This is a genomic window from Lysobacter sp. SCRH-1R, assembly GCF_057747855.1.
The window spans coordinates 4,056,580-4,074,902 of record NZ_CM173227.1; the positions used below are offsets into that span (position 1 = coordinate 4,056,580).

16 protein-coding genes and 1 pseudogene are annotated in these 18,323 nt (G+C 69.5%); 6 read left to right on the forward strand and 11 right to left on the reverse strand.

From position 1 onward, the window contains the following. Position 1 precedes the first annotated feature (1 nt). A complete protein-coding gene (locus AC3ANK_RS18515; protein WP_484171701.1) occupies positions 2-2,119 on the reverse strand; it encodes a TonB-dependent siderophore receptor in 2,118 nt (705 codons plus the stop codon). A gap of 245 nt (positions 2,120-2,364) precedes the next feature. Continuing rightward, the gene (locus AC3ANK_RS18520; RefSeq protein WP_484171702.1) at positions 2,365-2,577 is read right to left on the reverse strand and encodes a hypothetical protein; all 213 of its coding nucleotides are present in this window, start codon (positions 2,575-2,577) and stop codon (positions 2,365-2,367) included. 153 nt (positions 2,578-2,730) lie between these two features. Between AC3ANK_RS18520 and AC3ANK_RS18525 the strand changes: the two are divergent. From AC3ANK_RS18525 to AC3ANK_RS18535, 3 genes and pseudogenes are all read left to right on the forward strand, one after another. Next, positions 2,731-3,675 (forward strand): annotated as a pseudogene (locus AC3ANK_RS18525) (LysR substrate-binding domain-containing protein); the annotation flags it as partial. Positions 3,676-3,808: 133 nt separating this feature from the next. Continuing rightward, entirely contained in the window at positions 3,809-4,654 is an 846-nt protein-coding gene (locus AC3ANK_RS18530; RefSeq protein WP_484171703.1) for a class I SAM-dependent methyltransferase, read from the forward strand. A 116-nt stretch (positions 4,655-4,770) separates the two neighbouring features. Next, positions 4,771-5,304, forward strand: coding sequence for a pseudouridine synthase (locus tag AC3ANK_RS18535; protein WP_206862120.1), 534 nt, complete (start codon positions 4,771-4,773; stop codon positions 5,302-5,304). Between the two features lie 12 nt (positions 5,305-5,316). Here AC3ANK_RS18535 and AC3ANK_RS18540 read toward each other — a convergent pair whose 3' ends face one another. Next, the gene (locus AC3ANK_RS18540) at positions 5,317-6,297 is read right to left on the reverse strand and encodes a DMT family transporter (protein ID WP_484171704.1); all 981 of its coding nucleotides are present in this window, start codon (positions 6,295-6,297) and stop codon (positions 5,317-5,319) included. A 57-nt stretch (positions 6,298-6,354) separates the two neighbouring features. Further along, positions 6,355-7,317 (reverse strand): aldo/keto reductase, encoded by a 963-nt coding sequence (locus AC3ANK_RS18545; protein ID WP_484171705.1) that lies wholly within the window; start codon positions 7,315-7,317, stop codon positions 6,355-6,357. Positions 7,318-7,540: 223 nt separating this feature from the next. Between AC3ANK_RS18545 and AC3ANK_RS18550 the strand changes: the two genes are divergently transcribed. After that, positions 7,541-8,650, forward strand: coding sequence for a hybrid sensor histidine kinase/response regulator (locus AC3ANK_RS18550; protein WP_206861961.1), 1,110 nt, complete (start codon positions 7,541-7,543; stop codon positions 8,648-8,650). 451 nt (positions 8,651-9,101) lie between these two features. Here AC3ANK_RS18550 and AC3ANK_RS18555 read toward each other — a convergent pair whose 3' ends face one another. After that, positions 9,102-9,512 (reverse strand): hypothetical protein, encoded by a 411-nt coding sequence (locus AC3ANK_RS18555; protein ID WP_206861960.1) that lies wholly within the window; start codon positions 9,510-9,512, stop codon positions 9,102-9,104. A 98-nt stretch (positions 9,513-9,610) separates the two neighbouring features. Here AC3ANK_RS18555 and AC3ANK_RS18560 point away from each other — a divergent pair, with 98 nt between their 5' ends. Then, positions 9,611-10,309, forward strand: a complete 699-nt coding sequence (locus AC3ANK_RS18560; RefSeq protein WP_484171706.1) for a Fe2+-dependent dioxygenase — start codon at positions 9,611-9,613, stop codon at positions 10,307-10,309. Positions 10,310-10,535: 226 nt separating this feature from the next. Here AC3ANK_RS18560 and AC3ANK_RS18565 read toward each other — a convergent pair whose 3' ends face one another. The 6 genes from AC3ANK_RS18565 to hrpB all read right to left on the reverse strand — a co-directional run bounded on the left by AC3ANK_RS18565 (position 10,536) and on the right by hrpB (position 17,355). Further along, on the reverse strand, positions 10,536-11,600 hold the full coding sequence (locus AC3ANK_RS18565; protein ID WP_484171707.1) for a saccharopine dehydrogenase family protein: 1,065 nt from the start codon (positions 11,598-11,600) through the stop codon (positions 10,536-10,538). A gap of 9 nt (positions 11,601-11,609) precedes the next feature. Further along, positions 11,610-12,506 (reverse strand): alpha/beta fold hydrolase, encoded by an 897-nt coding sequence (locus AC3ANK_RS18570; protein WP_484171708.1) that lies wholly within the window; start codon positions 12,504-12,506, stop codon positions 11,610-11,612. Then, on the reverse strand, positions 12,506-12,643 hold the full coding sequence (locus AC3ANK_RS18575) for a hypothetical protein (RefSeq protein ID WP_206861956.1): 138 nt from the start codon (positions 12,641-12,643) through the stop codon (positions 12,506-12,508). The genes AC3ANK_RS18570 and AC3ANK_RS18575 overlap by 1 nt, the downstream gene beginning before the upstream one ends. A 114-nt stretch (positions 12,644-12,757) precedes the next feature. Next, positions 12,758-13,594: a helix-turn-helix transcriptional regulator gene (locus AC3ANK_RS18580; RefSeq protein ID WP_484171709.1), complete on the reverse strand. Its 837-nt coding sequence runs from the start codon at positions 13,592-13,594 to the stop codon at positions 12,758-12,760. Positions 13,595-13,725: 131 nt separating this feature from the next. Continuing rightward, complete coding sequence (locus AC3ANK_RS18585; RefSeq protein WP_484171710.1) at positions 13,726-14,715, reverse strand: hypothetical protein; 990 nt, start codon at positions 14,713-14,715, stop codon at positions 13,726-13,728. 150 nt (positions 14,716-14,865) lie between these two features. Continuing rightward, positions 14,866-17,355 (reverse strand): ATP-dependent helicase HrpB, encoded by a 2,490-nt coding sequence (hrpB, locus tag AC3ANK_RS18590; protein WP_484171711.1) that lies wholly within the window; start codon positions 17,353-17,355, stop codon positions 14,866-14,868. A gap of 88 nt (positions 17,356-17,443) precedes the next feature. On the opposite strand from hrpB, the gene AC3ANK_RS18595 reads away from it, so the two are divergent. Continuing rightward, positions 17,444-18,286 (forward strand): TatD family hydrolase, encoded by an 843-nt coding sequence (locus tag AC3ANK_RS18595; RefSeq protein ID WP_484171712.1) that lies wholly within the window; start codon positions 17,444-17,446, stop codon positions 18,284-18,286. Positions 18,287-18,323: the final 37 nt, after the last annotated feature.

Below are 18,323 nucleotides of genomic sequence, written 5' to 3' on the forward strand. Positions count from 1 at the left end.
GTCACCACTGGTAACGCGCGGTCGCGGTCACCGTGCGCGGGTAGCCGTAGTAGCACCACGTCGCGCTGTTGCAGGTGGCGATGTATTCCTTGTCGCCGACGTTCTGCGCATTTAGCTGCAGGCGCCACGCGCCGATGTCGTAATGCACCGACGCGTCGAACAGGGTGTACGAAGGCGTGCGCCAGTCGTTGTACGCATCGCCGTAGTGCGCGCCGGTGTAGCGCACGCCCGCGCCGAAGCCCAGGCCCGCGAGCGGGCCGGAGGTGATGGTGTAATCGCCGCCGAGCGAGGCGACGTTCTCCGGCTGCAACGGGATTTCCTTGCCGACCGACAGCGGATCGGTGGACTGGGTCACTTCCGAATCGGTGTAGGTATAGGCGCCGTAGACGCTCAGGCCGTTGCCCGGGTTCCAGCGGCCTTCCAGCTCCACGCCGCGCACCTTCGTCTCGCCCTGCTGGATCGAATACAGCGTGTGGTTCGGATCGACCACCAGCGTGTTTTCCTGCACCAGCTCGTACGCGGCGAGCGTGGCGAGGATGCGGTTGCTGGCCGGCTGGTACTTGATGCCGACTTCGGTCTGCTCGCCGGTGGTCGGCACGAACGCGTTGCCGAAGAAGTCCGTGCCCACCGTGGGCTGGAACGACTGCGACCAGCCGATGTAAGGCGCGAAACCGTTGTCGAAGAGATAGTTCACGCCGACGCGGCCGGAGAACTTGTCGTCGCTCTGGTGCGACTGCGCGCCGCCGATCACTTCATGGGTGTCGGTGCCGACCCAGTCCTGGCGCGCGCCAAGCGTGACGACCCAGCGGTCGACCTTCATCTGGTCCTGCGCGTACAGGCCGAACTGCGACTGCGTCTGGCGCGTGCGCGAGGTGAAGTCGGGCTCGACGATCGGCGCGCCGTACACCGGCTCGAAGATGTCCAGCGTCGGTGCGCCTTCGAAGGTGAAGGCCGACGCGTAGTCGTTGCGCGCGCGGCGGAAATCCAGGCCGGTGAGCAGCGTGTGCTCGACCGCGCCCGTGGCGAAGTCGAACTGCAGCTGGTTGTCGACGCCGAAGTTCCTGCTCTCTTCCTCGGTGTTCCACAGGTAGCGCATCAGCGTGCGCTGGTCGGCGAGCAGGCCGAACGCACCGACCGAAGTGCTCGGATCGATCTCCGTCACGCCGTAGCGCAGGTTCTGGCGGAACGTCGCGCCGCCGCCGAAGTCATGGAAATACTCCCAGCCCAGCGACGACATCGTCTTGTCGTAGTTGTTGAAGCCCGGCTCGCCGGTGAAGCGGTTGGGCGGGATGCGGCCGTGCGGGTTCGGCAGCAGCGTGCCTTCGGCCGGCAGGAAGCCGGCGCCGGCGACGGTGTCGTTCTTCTGCCAGCGCGCGAGCAGGGTCAGCGAGTTCGCCTCGTCCGGCTTCCACGTCAGCGCGGGCGCGATGAAATAGCGGTCGTCGTGGACGAAATCGACCTGGTCGTCGCTCTGGCGCGCCAGCGCGGTGAGGCGGTAGGTCCACACGCCGTCGTCGGTGAGCTTGCCGCCGAAATCGCCGGCGAGCTGGAACAGGTCGTAGCTGCCGACCTGCACCTCGACTTCGCGCAGGGTTTCGCTGGTCGGACGCTTGCTCACGTAATTGACCATGCCGCCCGGCGGCATCGCGCCGTAGGCGACCGACGCCGGGCCCTTGAGCACTTCCACGCGCTCCAGGCCGTAAGGCTCGATGCGGGTGATGCCGGTGCCGCTGCCGTCGGCGAGCGCCAGGCCGTCGAGGTAGCGCGCCGGGGTGAAGCCGCGCAGCAGCAGCCAGTCCGAACGCGGATCGCCGCCGTAGCCACCGCCCTGCGCGCCGGCGGTGAACCACATCGCTTCCTCGATGCCGTGGATCGCGCGCTCCTTCATCTGCAGGTCGGTGACGACCGAGATCGACTGTGGGATCTCGCGGATCGGCGTGTCGGTCTTGGTCGCGGTGCCGGCGGTGCGGGCGATGGGGGCGCGGACTTCGACGGAATCGAGGTCGGTCGCGCTGTCCTGTGCGGAAGCAGGCATGGCCGCGCCGGCGAGCAGCGCGAGCGCGAGGGCGTGGCGGATCGAGACCGGCAGCGACCGGACGGACGAACGGAGGGATTGCATCGGGGACCTGTGGGTAAGGTTGGCGCCCGTCCCGGGAACACCGGCTCCACGACGCCGGCTCGCCAACGAATGAGAATCGTTCGCGATTGTAGGCCCTTCATCTGGGGCAAACAATCGCCAGCGCGGCCGGGCCGGTGAGGTCCGTTCGTCGGACAGGAAAAGAAAAGCGCCGCGGTGGGACGCGGCGCTGGGGAAAAGGCCTGGAGATTGAAGCGGGGAACTTCGCGGTCGGCGGTGGTTATGCCTCAGCCGCAACCGCCAAGCGCCAGCTCGGCGTCGAACGCGAGCGAAGCGGCATCGTCCGGGCGCTCCGCCCTGGCATGGCCCAGCGGAGCGAACACGCGCGCCGAGGCGATGCGGTTGCCGTAGCCGTGCGCGTAGCGATCGTCGCCCTCGTCGAACGGATGCGGCCGGGCCTGCTGGCCCTGCGAGAAGAAGAGGTTGGTGAACACGTTCATGGCGTTACTCCCGGTGTGCGGCGGCCTGCGTGGCGTGGACAACTTCCTTGAGTGCGTTGCAAGATACGCCCGCGCCGGAGCCCGAAAAAGCGACGGTTCTGCAAGCCAGTGTTGAATCCGCTTCAAGAGGCGCCGTTGCCGGGAGGAGGTCGAATGAGCCGTCCGCCGTTGCAGGCCCTGATGGGTTTCATCGCCGCCGCGCGCGCGGGGAACCTCACCCGTGCCGCCGAATCCATGCACCTGACCGTGAGTGCGCTGAGCCACCAGATCCGCGCGATCGAGGAACGCCTCGACCGCCGCCTGTTCGTGCGCGGCGCGCGCGGGGTGAAGCTCACTGAACACGGCCAGGTGCTGTACGACCGCATCGCGCCGCACCTGGAAGCGATCGAACTGGCGCTCGCGCCGCGCCGCGTGCGTCGCGACGACGCGCTCGCGGTGACGCTGATGCCCTCCTTCGCCTCCAGCTGGCTGGTGCCGCGGCTGCCGCGTTTCCTCGCCGCGCATCCGCAGCTGGAGATCAGCCTGCAATCGAACGTCGATCCGATCGACTTCTCGCGCGAAATGGCCATCGACGCCGGCATCCGTTTCGGCCCGGGCAAGTGGCCGGGCGTGGAAGCGGTGCACCTGTTCGACGACTGGATGACCCCGACCGCGAGCCCCGCGCTGATCGAACGCCTCGGCCGGCCGACGCTCGCCAACCTCGACCAGTTCCCGCTGCTCGGCGCGCCGGGCGGTCGCTGGAGCGAGTGGTTCGCGCGCTTCGGCGGCTCGCCGCCGGCGCGTTTCGTGGCGATCTTCGACGATTCGGAGAACCTGCATCGCGCCGCGGCCGAAGGCATGGGCATCGTGCTGGGACGCGTGACGCTGGCCCGGCCGCTGATCGAGGCCGGGCGGCTGGTCGAACTGTTCGACGAACGCCTGAAGACCGAGTTCGCGCACTACCTGGTGTATCCGCCGCGTTCGCGCGATCACCGCGGCCTGGCGCGGTTCCGCGACTGGCTGCTGGAGGAAGCGGCCGTGTACGCGGCCAGCGACGCGATGACGCCGCCCACGCCCGGCGCGCGCAGGCCGGCCGGCAAGCCCGGTCGCAAGCCGGCCGCGAAGCCCGCCGCGAAAACGCCTTCGAAAGCTGCACCCAAAGCCCGGCCCCGTGCCGTCCGTTGATGGTGGCCGCCACATCGTTGGCGTTAGTCTGGCCGCCCGTTCACGGCCCATCCGCATGGAGATCCGCATGAAGCGCCTGCTGCTTGCCGCACTCGTCCCCGCCCTGCTCGTCGTCAACGCCGATGCCCTCGCGCAGGCAACGCCCGCGCAGAAGGCCCCCGCAACCGCCGTTGCCGACCCGGCGCTGCAGGCTGCGGTGGCTTCGTCCACGCGCGATCCGAAGAACGTGCTGCGCGACCAGTACCGCCATCCGGCGCAGACGCTCGCCTTCTTCGGCGTGAAGCCCGACCAGACGGTGGTGGAGATCACCCCCGGCGGCGGCTGGTACACCGAGATCCTCGCGCCGTACCTGAAGGACGGCGGCCAGTACGTCGCGGCCATGTACGACCCCGCGATCCCGAACCAGCCGCAGTACCGCTACCGCCAGAGCGAGGCGATGACCAGGCGGCTCGCCGACACCGGCGTGTACGGCAAGGCGAAGGTCCAGAACTTCGATCCGAAGGCGCCGGACTTCGGTCCCGCCGGTTCGGCCGACATGGTCCTGACCTTCCGCAACGCCCACAACTGGGTCGACGACGGCACGGCGGACGCGTATTTCAAGGCGTTCTTCGACGTCCTCAAGCCGGGCGGCACGCTGGGCCTGGTCGACCATCGTGCCAAGCCGGGCACGGACGTCGAGAAGATGAAGACCTCCGGCTACCTCACCGAGGCGCTGGTGATCGAGCTGGCGCAGAAGGCCGGCTTCAAGCTGGATGCGAAGAGCGAGATCAACGCCAACGCGAAGGACACCGCCGATCATCCCAACGGCGTGTGGACGCTGCCGCCGTCGAACCAGCACGACGCGAAGGACGACGCGAAGTACAAGGCGATCGGGGAGAGCGATCGGATGACGATGCGGTTCGTGAAGCCGTAACCCACGCTGCTCCCATTCCAATCCACCCGGTTCGGAAGCCGGCACGAGGAGTGCCGGCCGCACCACTTCGCCACCCCTCACCCCAACCCCTCTCCCGCAGGGAGAGGGGCTTGAAGATGCTCATCGCCCTCAACAAACCCTACGGCGTGCTCTGCCAGTTCACCGACCGCAGCACGCCGCCGCGGCGGACGCTGGCGGAGTTCGGGCTGCCACGCGACGTCTACGCCGCCGGCCGGCTCGATCACGACAGCGAAGGCCTGCTGCTGCTCACCGACGACGGTGCGCTCGCGCACCGGCTGACCGATCCGCGCCACAAGGAACCCAAGACGTACTGGGTGCAGGTGGAAGGCGATCCGTCCGACGCGCAGGTCGAGGCGCTGCGGCGCGGCGTCCAGCTCAACGATGGGCCGACGCGTCCAGCCAAGGCGCGCCGCATCGACACGCCGGCGCTGTGGCCGCGCGATCCGCCGGTGCGGTTCCGCAAGACGGTGCCGGATGCGTGGCTCGAAATCGTCATCAGCGAAGGCCGGAACCGACAGGTGCGGCGCATGACGGCCGCGGTCGGGCTGCCGACCTTGCGGCTGGTGCGGGTGGCGATCGGGCCGCATCGTCTTGACGGGCTGGCGCCGGGGCAGTGGCGCAGGCTGTAGGGCCGCGCGGCTCTAGCGCGTCCCGGTCCTCTGGGCATCGCTGTCTTCCGGCGCGTTGTGCGCCGTTTCCGCGACGGGCACCGAATTCGCCCCCGGCCGCGTGAGCAGCAGCACGCCGCCGAGCACCACGGCGGTGCCGACCAGCTGTACGGCGGTGATCGGCTCGCCCAGCAGCCACGCGCCGAGGAACACCAGGGACACCGGCCCCAGCACCGACAGCTGCGCGGCCGTGCCGGCACCGAGCCGGGCCACCGCGCCCATCGTGAAGGTCACCGGCAGGAAGGTGCAGAAGAACGCGTTGATCGCCGCCAGCCCGTACACCGGCGCGGGCAGTTCCAGCAGATGCGAGGGATCGCGCGCGATCAGGTAGTGCGTGAGCGTCGCCGCGGTCGAGATCGTCATCGCATACGCCACCAAGCGCAGCGAACCGATCCGCTTGATCAGCTGGCCGGACATCGACAGGTACAGCGCGTAGCTCAGCGCCGCCAGCAGCACCAGCGCACTGCCCAGCAGGATGTGCTCGCCCTGCACGCGCACGCTCTCGACGAACACCAGCGACACGCCGGCGTAACTGACGGCGAGCGCGAGCCATTCGCGGCGTGCGACGCGGCGCTTGAACGCGAACACGCCGATCAGCAGCACGAACGTCGGATTGAGGAACAGGATCAGCCGTTCCAGCGAGACCGGCACGTACTCCAGCCCCCAGAAATCCAGCAGGCTCGACAGGTAGTAGCCGAGCACGCCGAGGATCACGATCAGGCCGGAATCGCGGCGGCTCATCGGCGCATGGTCGGGCCGGCGCGTCTCGCGGATGCCCAGCGCGACGAACAGCGGCAGCGACAGCAGCATGCGCAGCGCGAGCACGTCGAGCGAGTCGACGCCGTAGCGGTACTGGAACTTCGCCAGGATCGCCTTCGCCGAGAACAGGATGGCGCCGGTCGCGGCCATCGCCAGGCCGATGCGGCGGGAAGAGGTGTTCGATGGTGATGTCATGCGAAAGGCACGGGAAAAGGGAACGGAAAGTCGGCGCTCACGTGTTGTCGTTTCCCGCTACTCGTTCCTCTCCTGGCTCGCCTCATCCAGCTGCGCCAGCTGCGCTTCACTGAGCGACAACCGCGCCGCCGCGAGCAGTTCGTGCAGTTGCTCGACCGACGTTGCGCTGGCGATCGGCGCGGCGATCGCCGGCTGCGCCATCAGCCAGGCCAGCGCCACCTGCGCGGGCGTGGCGCGCAGGTCGGCGGCCACGTCGTCCAGCGCCTGCACGATGCGCAGCCCGCGCGGATTGAGGTACTTGCCGATCGCGCCGGCACGCGCGGCGCTCTTGCCCACGTCCGCCTCGCTGCGGTACTTGCCGGTGAGGAAGCCGCTCGCCAGCGCGTAGTACGGGATCACCGCGACCTCGCGTTCGCGCGCCAACGGCTGGAGCGCGGCTTCGAATCCGGCCCGCGCGTAGAGGTTGTATTCCGGTTGCAGCGTCTCGAATCGCGGCAGGCCGTGGCGCTCGGCCACGTCCAGCGCTTCGCCCAGTCGCGCGGCGGTGTAGTTCGACGCGCCGATCGCGCGCACCTTGCCCTGTTCGATCAGCCGCGCGAACGCGCCGAGCGTCTCGGCCAGCGGCGTCGCCGCATCGTCCTCGTGCGCCTGGTAGAGATCGATCGCGTCGGTCTGCAGGCGCCTGAGCGAGCCTTCGACCGCCGCCTGGATCGTCGCCGGCGCCAACCCCCGGTGGCGTTCCCACTTGCCCAGCTTGGTCGCCAGCGTCACGCGCGAACGCTTGCCGCTGCGGCGGAACCAGCGTCCCAGCAGCGCTTCCGACTCGCCGCCCTGGTTGCCGGGCACCCAGTACGAGTACGAGTCGGCGGTGTCGACCAGGTCGAAGCCGGCGTCGACGAAAGCATCCAACAGGGTGAAGGTCGTGGCCTCGTCGGCGCTCCAGCCGAACACGTTGCCACCCAGGGCGAACGGGGCGACGCGCAGGCCGGTTCGGCCGAGGGGACGGAGGATGGGCTGCATGGGGCGGATCGTGAGTAGGGGGACACATGATGCGATGCGTTCTAGCCGGCGGGGCGACCGAACCGCGACAGGACGTCGCGGTCCCGCCTTACGAGGCCGACGCGGTACCGGCCCGGCACAGGGGGACGCCATGCACGCAATCGCCCGCCTTTCTGATACCGTTTGTCCCAATGAATCCGCGGCGCGAAGGGGGTCGACGCTGCCCCGGGGACACGGAAGCAGCATGGTCGTAGCCGCTGGCAATTCGGGCCGAATCCTGGTCGTCGACGACCAGAACGTGAACCTGCGCGTGGTCGGCACGCTGCTGGCCCGGCAGGGCTACGAAGTCGTCTCCGCCAGCTCCGGCGAGGAAGCGCTGCAGCGCTACGTCGAGAGCCCGCCCGACCTGATCCTGCTCGACATGATGATGCCCGGCATGGACGGCTTCGACGTGCTCGCCGCCCTGCATGAGCTCGGTCCGTTGCAGGTGCCGGTGGTGTTCGTCACCGCCGCCCACGACCGCGACCTGCTGCTGCGCGCCTTCGACGCGGGCGTGGTCGATTACGTCACCAAGCCCTTCCTGCCCGAGGAACTGCTGGCGCGCGTCAACGCGCACGTCGGCCTGAAGCTCACGCGCGATCGCCTGGAACGCGTCGCCCGCGAGCGCGAGGAGCTGGTCAACCTGGTGGCGCACGACCTGAAGAATCCGCTGAGCAGCGTGGTCTTCGCCGCCGAGCTGCTGCGCAGCGGGCTGTGCAAGGCCGAGCGCGTGCCGCGCTACCTTGAGATGATCCACGAGAGCGCCGACGACGCACTCGGCTACATCCATCACTACCTGGAAAGCCAGTCCGACAAGCGCGCCGACGAAGCCGCCAGCGCCACTCGCGCCGACCTGGTCGAAACGCTGCGCTGGCTGCACAAGCGCTACGAGATGCAGCTGGAAGCGCGCGGCATCCGCGCCGAACTGCGCCTGCCCGAATCGGCGGCGCAGGTGAACATCCATCCGCGCGTGCTGCGCCAGGTCGCCGAGAACCTCGTCACCAACGCGATGAAGTACGCCCCCGATTCCGAACTGCTGCTCACCGCACGCGCGGGCGCGCCGGGGTACTGGCAGCTGGTGGTGGCCGATCGCGGCCCCGGCATTCCTCCGGAGCGCGAGAAGGAACTGTTCAAGCCGTTCGTGCGCCTGCACGACGACCCGCGCTACGACGGCCTGTCGAGCGGCCTGGGCCTGTCGCTGGCCCGACGCATCGTCGCGCGCGCCGGCGGGCAGCTGTGGTACGAAGCGCGCCGCAACGGTGGGGCGCGCTTCATCATCGAGCTTCCGGAAGCGCCGGTGACTGCGTTGGCGTGAGGGGGCGAGGCGGCGAGGCTGGTGATGGTGGCCAGCGCGACAAAGCCAGCGGGACGCGACGGGCTCGCGCTCAGGATCGGGAATCGGCTTCATGTAAAGCGCGCGCCAGCGCGCCGCGTGGATTCCGTCCTTCCGGCGAAAGCCGGGATTCACGCGCAGGCACCCTCACCGGCGACCACTCACCGTCACTTGGCGAAGGCCTGGATCCAGGCCCGCAACGCATGGGCACTCTCTGCGACCACGTCGCCGTCATTCCAGCGAAAGCTGGAACCCTTTCGGCTTTGCGCGTTCGCGCGACTGGTGTGCGCTTCCCACCGCCGACGTAATGCAGCGCCGGGATCGTTCGCATGAATGGAGGCGAGCTGTCTGATCCGCGTCAGGAGGCGCGGACACGGCATGCGTCCCCGTCAATCCGCGGCACAGCAGCGGAAGCGGCATACGGCGCGGCGTATCAATGCTCCACGCGCGACTGCTGACGCGACGCGGACGTCCGGCGCGGGATCGGCGCCCGACGACCGGTGCCGCGGCGGGCCTCGACACGGCGCGAGGATCCCTCGATCGCCTCCTGCGCCTCCAGTTCCTCTTCGGCCCGGCGTGCGCGGCGCTTGGCCGCGTACCAGAGCAGGCCCGCGCCGGCGACGGCGGCGGCGATCAGCACCGGATTGCGGCGGACGAAACCGCCGGCCACGCGGGCGCCGCCCTTGAGCGCGCCCAGCTTGGCGCCCGTTCCAAGCCATTCGCTGGCGTGGTGGGTGACCGCGGGCACCGAGTGGCGGAGGTTCTCGCCGACGTGGCGCAGGTTGTCGCCGACCATCGAGGCCAGGTCGAGCGCGCGTTCGGGGATCGAAGTCAGCTTCGTCATGGTGGGCACCCATCGCGGAAACGGAATCCAGTGTCGGCAAGCCATCGTTGAAGCAGCGTGAGCGCGCCGCGCGCTTGCCGGCCCCCGGCTGAATGCCGATGATGGCCGCCACCACCGCCGAGCGCACCGTCATGATCCGGATCCTGCCCAACGTGCTCTCCGCCGCGGAACTGCAGGCGGTGCGCGAGTTGCTGCCGCAGGTGCGTTTCAGCGACGGGCGGATCACCAATCCGGACTCGACGATCAAGCAGAACCTGCAGGCGCCGCAGGACGATCCGGCGAACCAGCGGATCGCGCTGATCGCCCGTGACGCGCTGATGCGTTACGGCGAGCTGCGCGTGTTCGCGCAGCCGCGCACGATGGCGCGCACCACCGTCGTGCGCTACGAGCCTGGAATGAACTATGGCTGGCACGTCGACGAGGCGCTGTTTCCCTCGACCCCGCCGATCCGCAGCGACCTGTCGTGCACGGTGTTCCTCAACGATCCGTCCGAATACGACGGCGGCGAGCTGACCATCCAGTTGGGCGCGCAGGAGCTGTCGTACAAGCTCGAGCCGGGCAGCGCCATCCTGTATCCGTCCACGACGATCCACCGGGTCACGCCGGTGACGCGTGGCGTGCGCGTCGCCGCGATCACGTGGCTGCAGAGCTGGGTCGCCGACAGCAACTGCCGCGAACTGCTGGTGCAGCTGGAGGAAGCGCGCGCGCTGGCGGCGAGTGGGGGCGATCGCCAGCGATTGCAGGTGTTGCTGGAATCGTTGCGGACGAATCTGTTCCGGATGTGGGCGGATACGTGAAGCCGCGTCGATAAGCGTGGTTCGCTGGGTCACCGTTTCGTCCGTTGCGGCTCCCGCCGCCCAGCGTCTGTAGCCCGGGCAAACGCAGCGCACCCGGGGCTTTTGACCGTCTCGGCTTCAAACCCGGGTGCGCTTCGCTTGCCCGGCCTACAAAGGCTTCGTTGCAGCGAAGGCGGGCGTTCACCGCTAGATCTCCGCGGAGGGGCTTACGAGCGAGGGCGCCGCATCACGCCTCTGAAGTTTCTTCGCTCTCCTCGTCTTCATACTCGAACGTCAGATCGAAATGCTCCGGCGCAAGCGCGCCAAGGAAGCGCGCTGCATCGAACACCTCGCCCGCGGTCCAAGCGCCCGGCTCTTGAACCTCGCCGGCGAGGACACGCTCCAGCGCTTCCACGCTGAGCGGCGCGGTCACCGCGTAGATGTCGCGACCCTGGGCCATCGCCAACCGCGTGTAGCCGTCGCGCCGCACGCGCACATCCAGCACGAACCGCTGCGATGACCGCCCGCGCTCGTCCGAAGCCACCGGCGACGGCGTGGATGGATCGCGCAGGTCCCGCAACGGCGCCAGGTTCATGTACGAATGCACCCGCCGGCTGCGCAGGTGACGCGCGATCGACACGATTTCAGACAGCGTCAGCAGGACCGTTGCCTGCGTGCCCAATGGCGGCGGGAAGTTCCACTCGCGCGTCGGCGCTGGATCGGGCAATGGCCGCAGCTCGCCGTCGTCCACGATCCAGCGCACGGCGCGATTGCGCTCGCCGGTGATGCGCGTTCCGCGAGTCGGATGCCAGCCGTCGAGACCGACGGCGATGTCGATGGAATCCGCGTCGTCCCACTCGTCCATCGCCGCGGTGGCGAGCAGGTCCGCGAACGCGCCGTAGAACGCCACCGAAGGCATCGCGACGATCCCGGCTTCGCGTACCTGCGCATCGCGTCCGAACACGTGCGCCGCCGCACCCTGTTCGGCGCTGGTGTCGAAGTAGTGCAGCCGGTTGCGCAGCGCCGCGTCCAGCAGCGGTTCGGTGGTATCGAGGAACGGGCCGGCGGCGTTGATCAGCGCGGATGCACCGTGCAGTGCAGCGTCGAGTGCGGCTGCGTCATCGATGGCGGCGACGTGGCACACCACGCCCGGGTGTTCCCGCGCCATTTCACCCAGCCGCACCACGTCACGGCCGCACAGCACGGGCGTGCGGCCCCGACGCAGCAGTTCGGCGACGATGAAGCGTCCGGTGTGGCCGGTCGCGCCGTACACGACGATCGGCGCGTCCGGTGAAGTTTGGTGAAGATGCATGGCTTCGTCCTACGCTGCCGCGCCGGTACCGGTTCGCGATTCGGGTTCGAGCGCCGCCGCCAGGTGCGCGCGCAGCTCGCGGTTGAACTCCGCCGCGCGTTCCTCCGGGAAGAAGATACGCGCGCCTTCGAACTCGACGCGTCGCGTTGTGCCGGGAATGGTCTTGCGCAGCCAGTGCGACCACTCCACGGGGAAGTACACGTCGTCCGTCGCCCACGCGATCAGCGTGGGGACCCGCAGGCGTCGCAGTCCGTCCTCGATGGCCAGTGTGTGATCGCAGTCGAACGCATTGACGAAGCGCTCCAGCTGCGCGAGCCGGCCGGGCTGGCTCACGAACGGCTGCAGGTAGGCGTCGATGGTCGCATCCGACACGTCCTGCGGACGCTCATAGGCCGGCGCCAGCGCCTGCCGATACACCGATTTGTCGGCGAGCATCGCGCGGATCGTGTCCGGCAGGCCGCCGGCCGCCACCATCGCAACGAAGGGCTGGAATGGCTCCGGCGGCCAGTTGTCGTGCGCATCGCAGTTCGTCAGCGTGAGGCTGCGCAGGCGCTGTGGATACAGCGCGGCGAAGATCTGGCAGATGCCGCCGCCGCTATCGTTGCCGACCAGGTCCACGCGGTCGATATCCAACGCATCGAGGAACTGCGCCAGCATGTGCGCGTTGGCGGTCACCGACACGTCCTGCGCGTCGTCCGTCTCCGTGTATCCATGCGCGAGCAGGTCGACGGCGATACAGCGGCGGACATCGGAGAGGGCCTCCAGCTGGTGCCGCCACAGATAGCCGTTGAGCAGGACGCCGTGCACGAACAGCGCGACGGGTCCCTGGCCGCGCTCGACATGGCTGATCAGACCCGACGGCGTGCGCACGGTGCGGCGCGACGCGAGGAACGTGCCGGCGTCCATCACGCGCCCTGCCCGGCTTCGCGCAGCTTCTGCGCGCATTCCTCGCAGCACACTTCGACGGCGCGACCGCCAATGGTCACTTCCACGCGGTTCTCGTCCAGCGGGTAATCGCAGACGGCACAGGTGTTCTCGCTCATGACACGCTCCGGTGAGGCCCGGCGATTCCGGGCACGCACATGGGACCATCCGTGCGAGGGCACCGCTGTCGGAATCTTTAGCGATCGCGTGTCGGGCTCGACCGCGTACGCGTGTCAGGCGCTCTTGGCCAGCGTCGCCGCGCGGAAGGCCGACGGCGTGCGGCCGTAGGCCTGCTTGAAGGCGGCACTGAAATGGCTGTGGCTGGAGAACCCCAGGTCCTGCGCCAGCGCCGACATGTCCCCGCTCGCGGCCAACCGGTCCAGCGCGCGCGCGAGCCGCAGCCGCAGGTGGTAGCGGTGCAGCGGGATGCCTTCGACCTGGGCGAAGGCCTGGGTGAGATACACCGGTGAGCCGCCGATGTGCGCGGCGATGTCGGCGAGTTTCCACTGGCGGCCGAGATCGCTGGCGAGCAGCACCTTCACGCGATCGACCAGCCGCCGCCGCGCCTGCGTGGCCCGGGTTTCGTGCGCGGTGCGCGGCCCGAGGCTGCGCGAGATCAGCGTCACCGCCAGCACTTCGGCTTCCAGCGGTTCGATGCCGCCATGCCGCAGGCTGTGGCGCAGCATCGCGACCAGCGCCTGGGCGCGCGGGTCGATGCGCAGCGATTGCAGGCGGTAGGTGGGATCGTCGTGGCGTTCGAGCAGTTCGCGCGGGGAAAGCTCGCGCAGCAGGCCGGGCGAGACCGCCAGCACCAGGCTCGCGTCGCCGCCCTCCACCGGATGGCTCACCTGATAGCCCTGCCCCGCGTTGAAGAACAGCACGTGGTTGGCGTCGGCGACCGACTGGTCCTGGCCGACGTGGCGCGCGTACAGCCCGCGATACGGGAAGACCAGGTGCGTGTTGGCCGCGCATTCCTCCGCGCTGCGATGCCGGCAGGTGCCGGCGCAGAAGACGTCGCGCACCCTGACGGTGCCGGTGTCGAGCAGCGTTTGCACGGAGAAATCCGACATGGGGCGGAGCTTAGCGCAGCGGGGTCGGCGCGGCGCTTGCAGCCCGGGTAGGGCCGCAGGCCGTACCCGGGCGCCTTTTGCTTCGGCCAGGCGAACCCCGGGCGCGCTTCGCTTACCCGGGCTGCAAAAGGTCAGCTCACCGCGAGCGCGGCGATCCAGCTTTCCGCATCTTCGATATCCGCGCCGTGCGTCTGCATCGAAAGCGCCAGATCGTGCGCGCGGTCCTCGCGCCCGTAACCGTGCGACTGCGCTTTCGAATAGCGACCCCATGCGGGCGATGCAACGGCCTGATCCACGCGTGCGGCATCCAGCCCCAGATGCACGGCAACGCGATGCAGTTCGTGGGCGGGCTCATCGAGCAGCGATTCGAAATCGACGCGGATCACGCGATCGCCGTGGCGGCCGTTCGCCAGCGCGTCGAAGCGCATCTGCTCGGCCAGCCAGCCCAGCGCGCATTGCCGGTGCAGCGGGATCTGATGCAGCGCGAGGTGCGTGGCGACGCCGTGGCGTTGCAGGTAGCGCAGGCGCTCGCCGGCGGCGCTCGCGGCGTCGAAGACGGAGTTGGGCGATTTGAGCAGCGTGGCGAGGTACGGCCGCAGCGGCATGTCCATCAGTACGACGCGCATGTGCGGCTGCTGCGAGAGCAGCGGCGCGATGAGCCCGTTGCAGCTGCTGGTGGCCTTCACCACGCTGCGCGAATGCGGCGGCAGCGCCTGCGACCAGCGCGCCCACAACGCGCCCAGCGCGTCGTCGGCCTGATCGGGCGAGAGGCGCGAGGCCGGCTCCTCCAGCGTCGGCCACGCCTCGGCGAGCGTGCGCAGCGGCAGCGGTTCGCGCAGGCCCTGCACGTCGGGCCAGGTGTCGACCAGGCGGCTGAGCAGCGTGGAGCCGCAATGGCCGATGTGGAAGATGGCGTGCGCGGGCATTGCAGTGCCAGCCCTGCGCGAAAGCAGCGTGTCGATCGACGCCCAGCCGCCTTCGGCGTTCTTCGGGACCGCACGGTCGTCGAGGAAGGCGGCGTCGCGGCGTTGCGTTTCGTCCAGCCGAAGCCACAGCACGCGCCGGCCGATCAGGTCGAGCTTGAACGGCAGGAAGGCGGCGTTGTCGAGGGCGACGGTCATGGGGGAAGTGTAGCGAGCCGCCGTGGTTCGCTCCTGTAGCCCGGGTAAGGCGCAGCCGCACCCGGGATGTTCGGCTCGGCGAGGTGGACCCCGGGTGCGCTGCGCTTACCCGGGCTACGAGGGCATGGCGTTCACCGGGCGGCTGATGCCCTACGTCCCGCGCGGCTTCGCCCGATGCGTCGCCGTCGCGCTCCACGGATCGTCCGGCCACGGATGCTTCGGGTAGCGGCCCTTCATTTCCTTCTTCACTTCCGGGTACGTGCGGTCCCAGAAACCCTTCAGGTCCTGCGTGATCTGCAGCGGCTTGCCGCCAGGCGAGAGCAGGTGCAGCGTGAGCGGCATGCGGCCCTCGGCGATGCGCGGCGTGTCGGCCAGGCCGAACAGTTCCTGCAGTTTCACCGCCAGCACCGGCGCGACCGGTGCGTCGGTCTCGTCGTCGTAGGCGTATTCGATCGTCCGCTCCATGCCCGACGGCACCTGGATGCGCGTGGGCGCGAGCGCGTCGATCTTCTGCCGCATCGCCCAGGGCGTCGCGGACCTGAGCGCTTCGCCGAAGGCCTGCTCGTCCAGCGCGTCGAGCCGTGTCTTTCCGGCGAGCGCCGGCTTCAACCAGTCGTCCAGCGAGTCCAGCAACGCAGCGTCGGAGAGATCGGGCAAGCCTTCGAGCTCCGGCATCCACGCACGCAGGCAGCGCACGCGCGCGCGCCATTGCTCCTGCGCCGGCGTCCACGGCAGCGCACGCAGGCCGAGCTGGCGCACCGCATCGACGAGCGCGTCCGCGTAGCGCGCGGGATCGGGTTTCGCCAGCGGCCTGCTTTCGATGACGATGCGGTCGAAGCGCGTTTCGCGTACCGCCGCGATGCCGCGCGTGTTCGCGTCCCACAGCACGCGGTCCTCGGTGATGAAACGGTGCGGGAAGTCCTCGCGCAATCGCGTTTCGTCCAGCGGCGCGGCGCGCAGCACGCGCGCGTCGCGGGCTTCGTCGCGCAGTTCGCTCGCCACGATCCACCGCTCGCCGTACAGCGTGGAATCGTCGAACAGCTTCACGCTGCGGCCGTTGGCGAGGAGGTAGCGGTACGGATCGGAAGGATGCTGGCGCCCGATGCGATCGGGGAATGCATGCAGCAGCACGTCGCCGAGCAGGTGTGCGGGCGCATCCGGTGGCGGTGCCGTGTCGAGTCGCAGGCGGCGTCGCCACTGCTTCGCGGCCTGGTCGAGCGCGGCGAGCGACGAACGCGAAGCCTCCGGCCCGATGCGCCCGGCACGGAACGCCGCCAGCGCCTGCCAGCGTTCGGCGAGCGAATCGCTGCGAGAGCGCAGGGGATCGCGTGCTTCCAGCAGCGCGGCCAGATCGCACGCCAGCGCCTGCTCGACGCGATCGCGCGGCGCGAGCAGCATCGCGGCCAGTCGCGGATGCGTGCCCAGCGCGAGCATGCGACGGCCGAGCGGTGTGATCGAACCGCCTTCCAGCGCGCCCAGGCGGTGCAGCAGTTCGCGCGCGGCGGCGAGCGCGCCCGGCGGCGGCGCATCGACGAAGCGCAGGTCGGCGTCGCCCCACGCGGCGAGTTCGAGCGCGAGGCCGGCGAGTTCGACCTGCGCCATTTCCGGGCGACGCTGCGGCTCCAGCCGCTGCGATTCGGGCCAGAGGCGATACGCCCAGCCTTCGGCGACGCGGCCCGCACGGCCGGCGCGCTGGTCGGCCGATGCCTGCGCGATGTTCACCACGTCCAGTCGCGCGAAACCGCTGTTGGGATCGTAGCGCGGCTCGCGCGCCAGGCCGGAGTCGATCACCACGCGCACACCTGGCAGCGTGACGCTGGATTCGGCGACGTTGGTGGCGAGGACGACACGGCGCCGGCCGTCCGGATCGGGCTGGAGCACGCGGGATTGGGCTTCGACCGGAAGCTCGCCGTGCAGGGCGAGGATGTCGGGGGCCTGCGACGTCGCGAGCAGCGATTCCACCCGCGAGATCTCGCGCTGCCCCGGCAGGAACACCAGCACGTCGCCCGGATGCTGCGCGAGGGCGTGCTCGACGGCGCGGCGCGTCTGGTGTTCCGGCGCCTCGTCGCGACGCGACGCGAAGTGCGCGATCGACACCGGAAAACTGCGGCCGGCGCTGCTCAGGCGCGGCGCGTCGAGCAGGTTCGCCAGCCGCTCGCCGTCGAGCGTCGCCGACATCACCACGATGCGCAGGTCCTCGCGCAGCCCGGCCTGCACGTCGAGCGCCAGCGCGAGTCCAAGATCGGCGGACAGATGGCGCTCGTGGAATTCGTCGAACAGCAGCGCACCGACCTCTTCCAGCATCGGATCGTCCTGCAACATGCGCGTGAGGATGCCCTCGGTGACGACCTCGATCCGCGTGGATGCCGATACGCGGTTCTCGAAGCGGATGCGGTAACCGACCGTGCCGCCCACGTCCTCGCCGCGCTGGCGCGCCATGAAGTGCGCCGCGGCGCGCGCGGCCACGCGGCGTGGTTCGAGCATCACGATCTTGCGCCCCGCCAGCCACGGCTCGTCCAGCAGCGCCGGCGGCACCTGCGTCGTCTTGCCCGCGCCGGGCGGGGCTTCCAGGACGAGGCGGGGATGCGTGGCCAGGCTGGCGCGGATCCGCGGCAGCAGCGGGTCGATGGGGAAGGTCACAAGCCGTGGTTCGTGATGGGTGATTCGTGATTGGACAAAGGATAGCCGCCGCAGCGGTTACGATGCCTGCTGTCCGGCCGCCAGCAGGATGCGCGGCGCGCCATCGAATCACGAATCACGAATCACGAATCACGTGCAATCGCTCATCGACATCGGCGCCAACCTCACCCACGACTCCTTCGACCACGACCGCGACGCCGTGCTCGCCCGCGCGCGCGAGGCCGGCGTTGCGCAAATGGTGATCACCGGCGCCAGCCGCGAGCATTCGCCGCTGGCGCTGAAGCTGGCCAGGCAGCATCCCGGCGAGCTGTTCGCCACCGCCGGCGTGCATCCGCACCACGCGAGCGAGTACACGGTCGAATGCGACGCGGAGATGCGCGAGCTGCACACGCACAGCGAAGTGGTTGCGGTCGGCGAGTGCGGGCTCGACTATTTCCGCGATTTCTCGCCGCGTCCGGCGCAACGGCGAGCGTTCGAGATGCAGCTGCAGATCGCCGCGGAGACCGGGAAACCCCTGTTCCTGCACCAGCGCGACGCGCATGCGGACTTCATGTCGGTGATGCGCAACTTCGACGGCCGCCTCGGCCCCGCCGTGGTGCACTGTTTCACCGGTACGCGCGAGGAGATGTTCGATTACCTCGACCGCGACTGGCACATCGGCATCACCGGCTGGCTGTGCGACGAGCGCCGCGGCCAGCATCTGCGCGAACTCGTGCGCCACATCCCGGCGGAACGGCTGATGATCGAGACCGACGCGCCCTACCTGCTGCCGCGCACGATCAGGCCGGCGCCGTCGCATCGTCGCAACGAGCCGATGTACCTGGCCCACATCGTCGAGGAGCTGGCGCGCGATCGCGGCGAGGAGGTGACGACCACCGCGGCGATCACCACGGCAACCGCGCGGGCGTTCTTCCGCCTGCCGGAACGCTGACGCCGTCCATCGGGCGCGCCCGGCGTGGGCGCCCGGA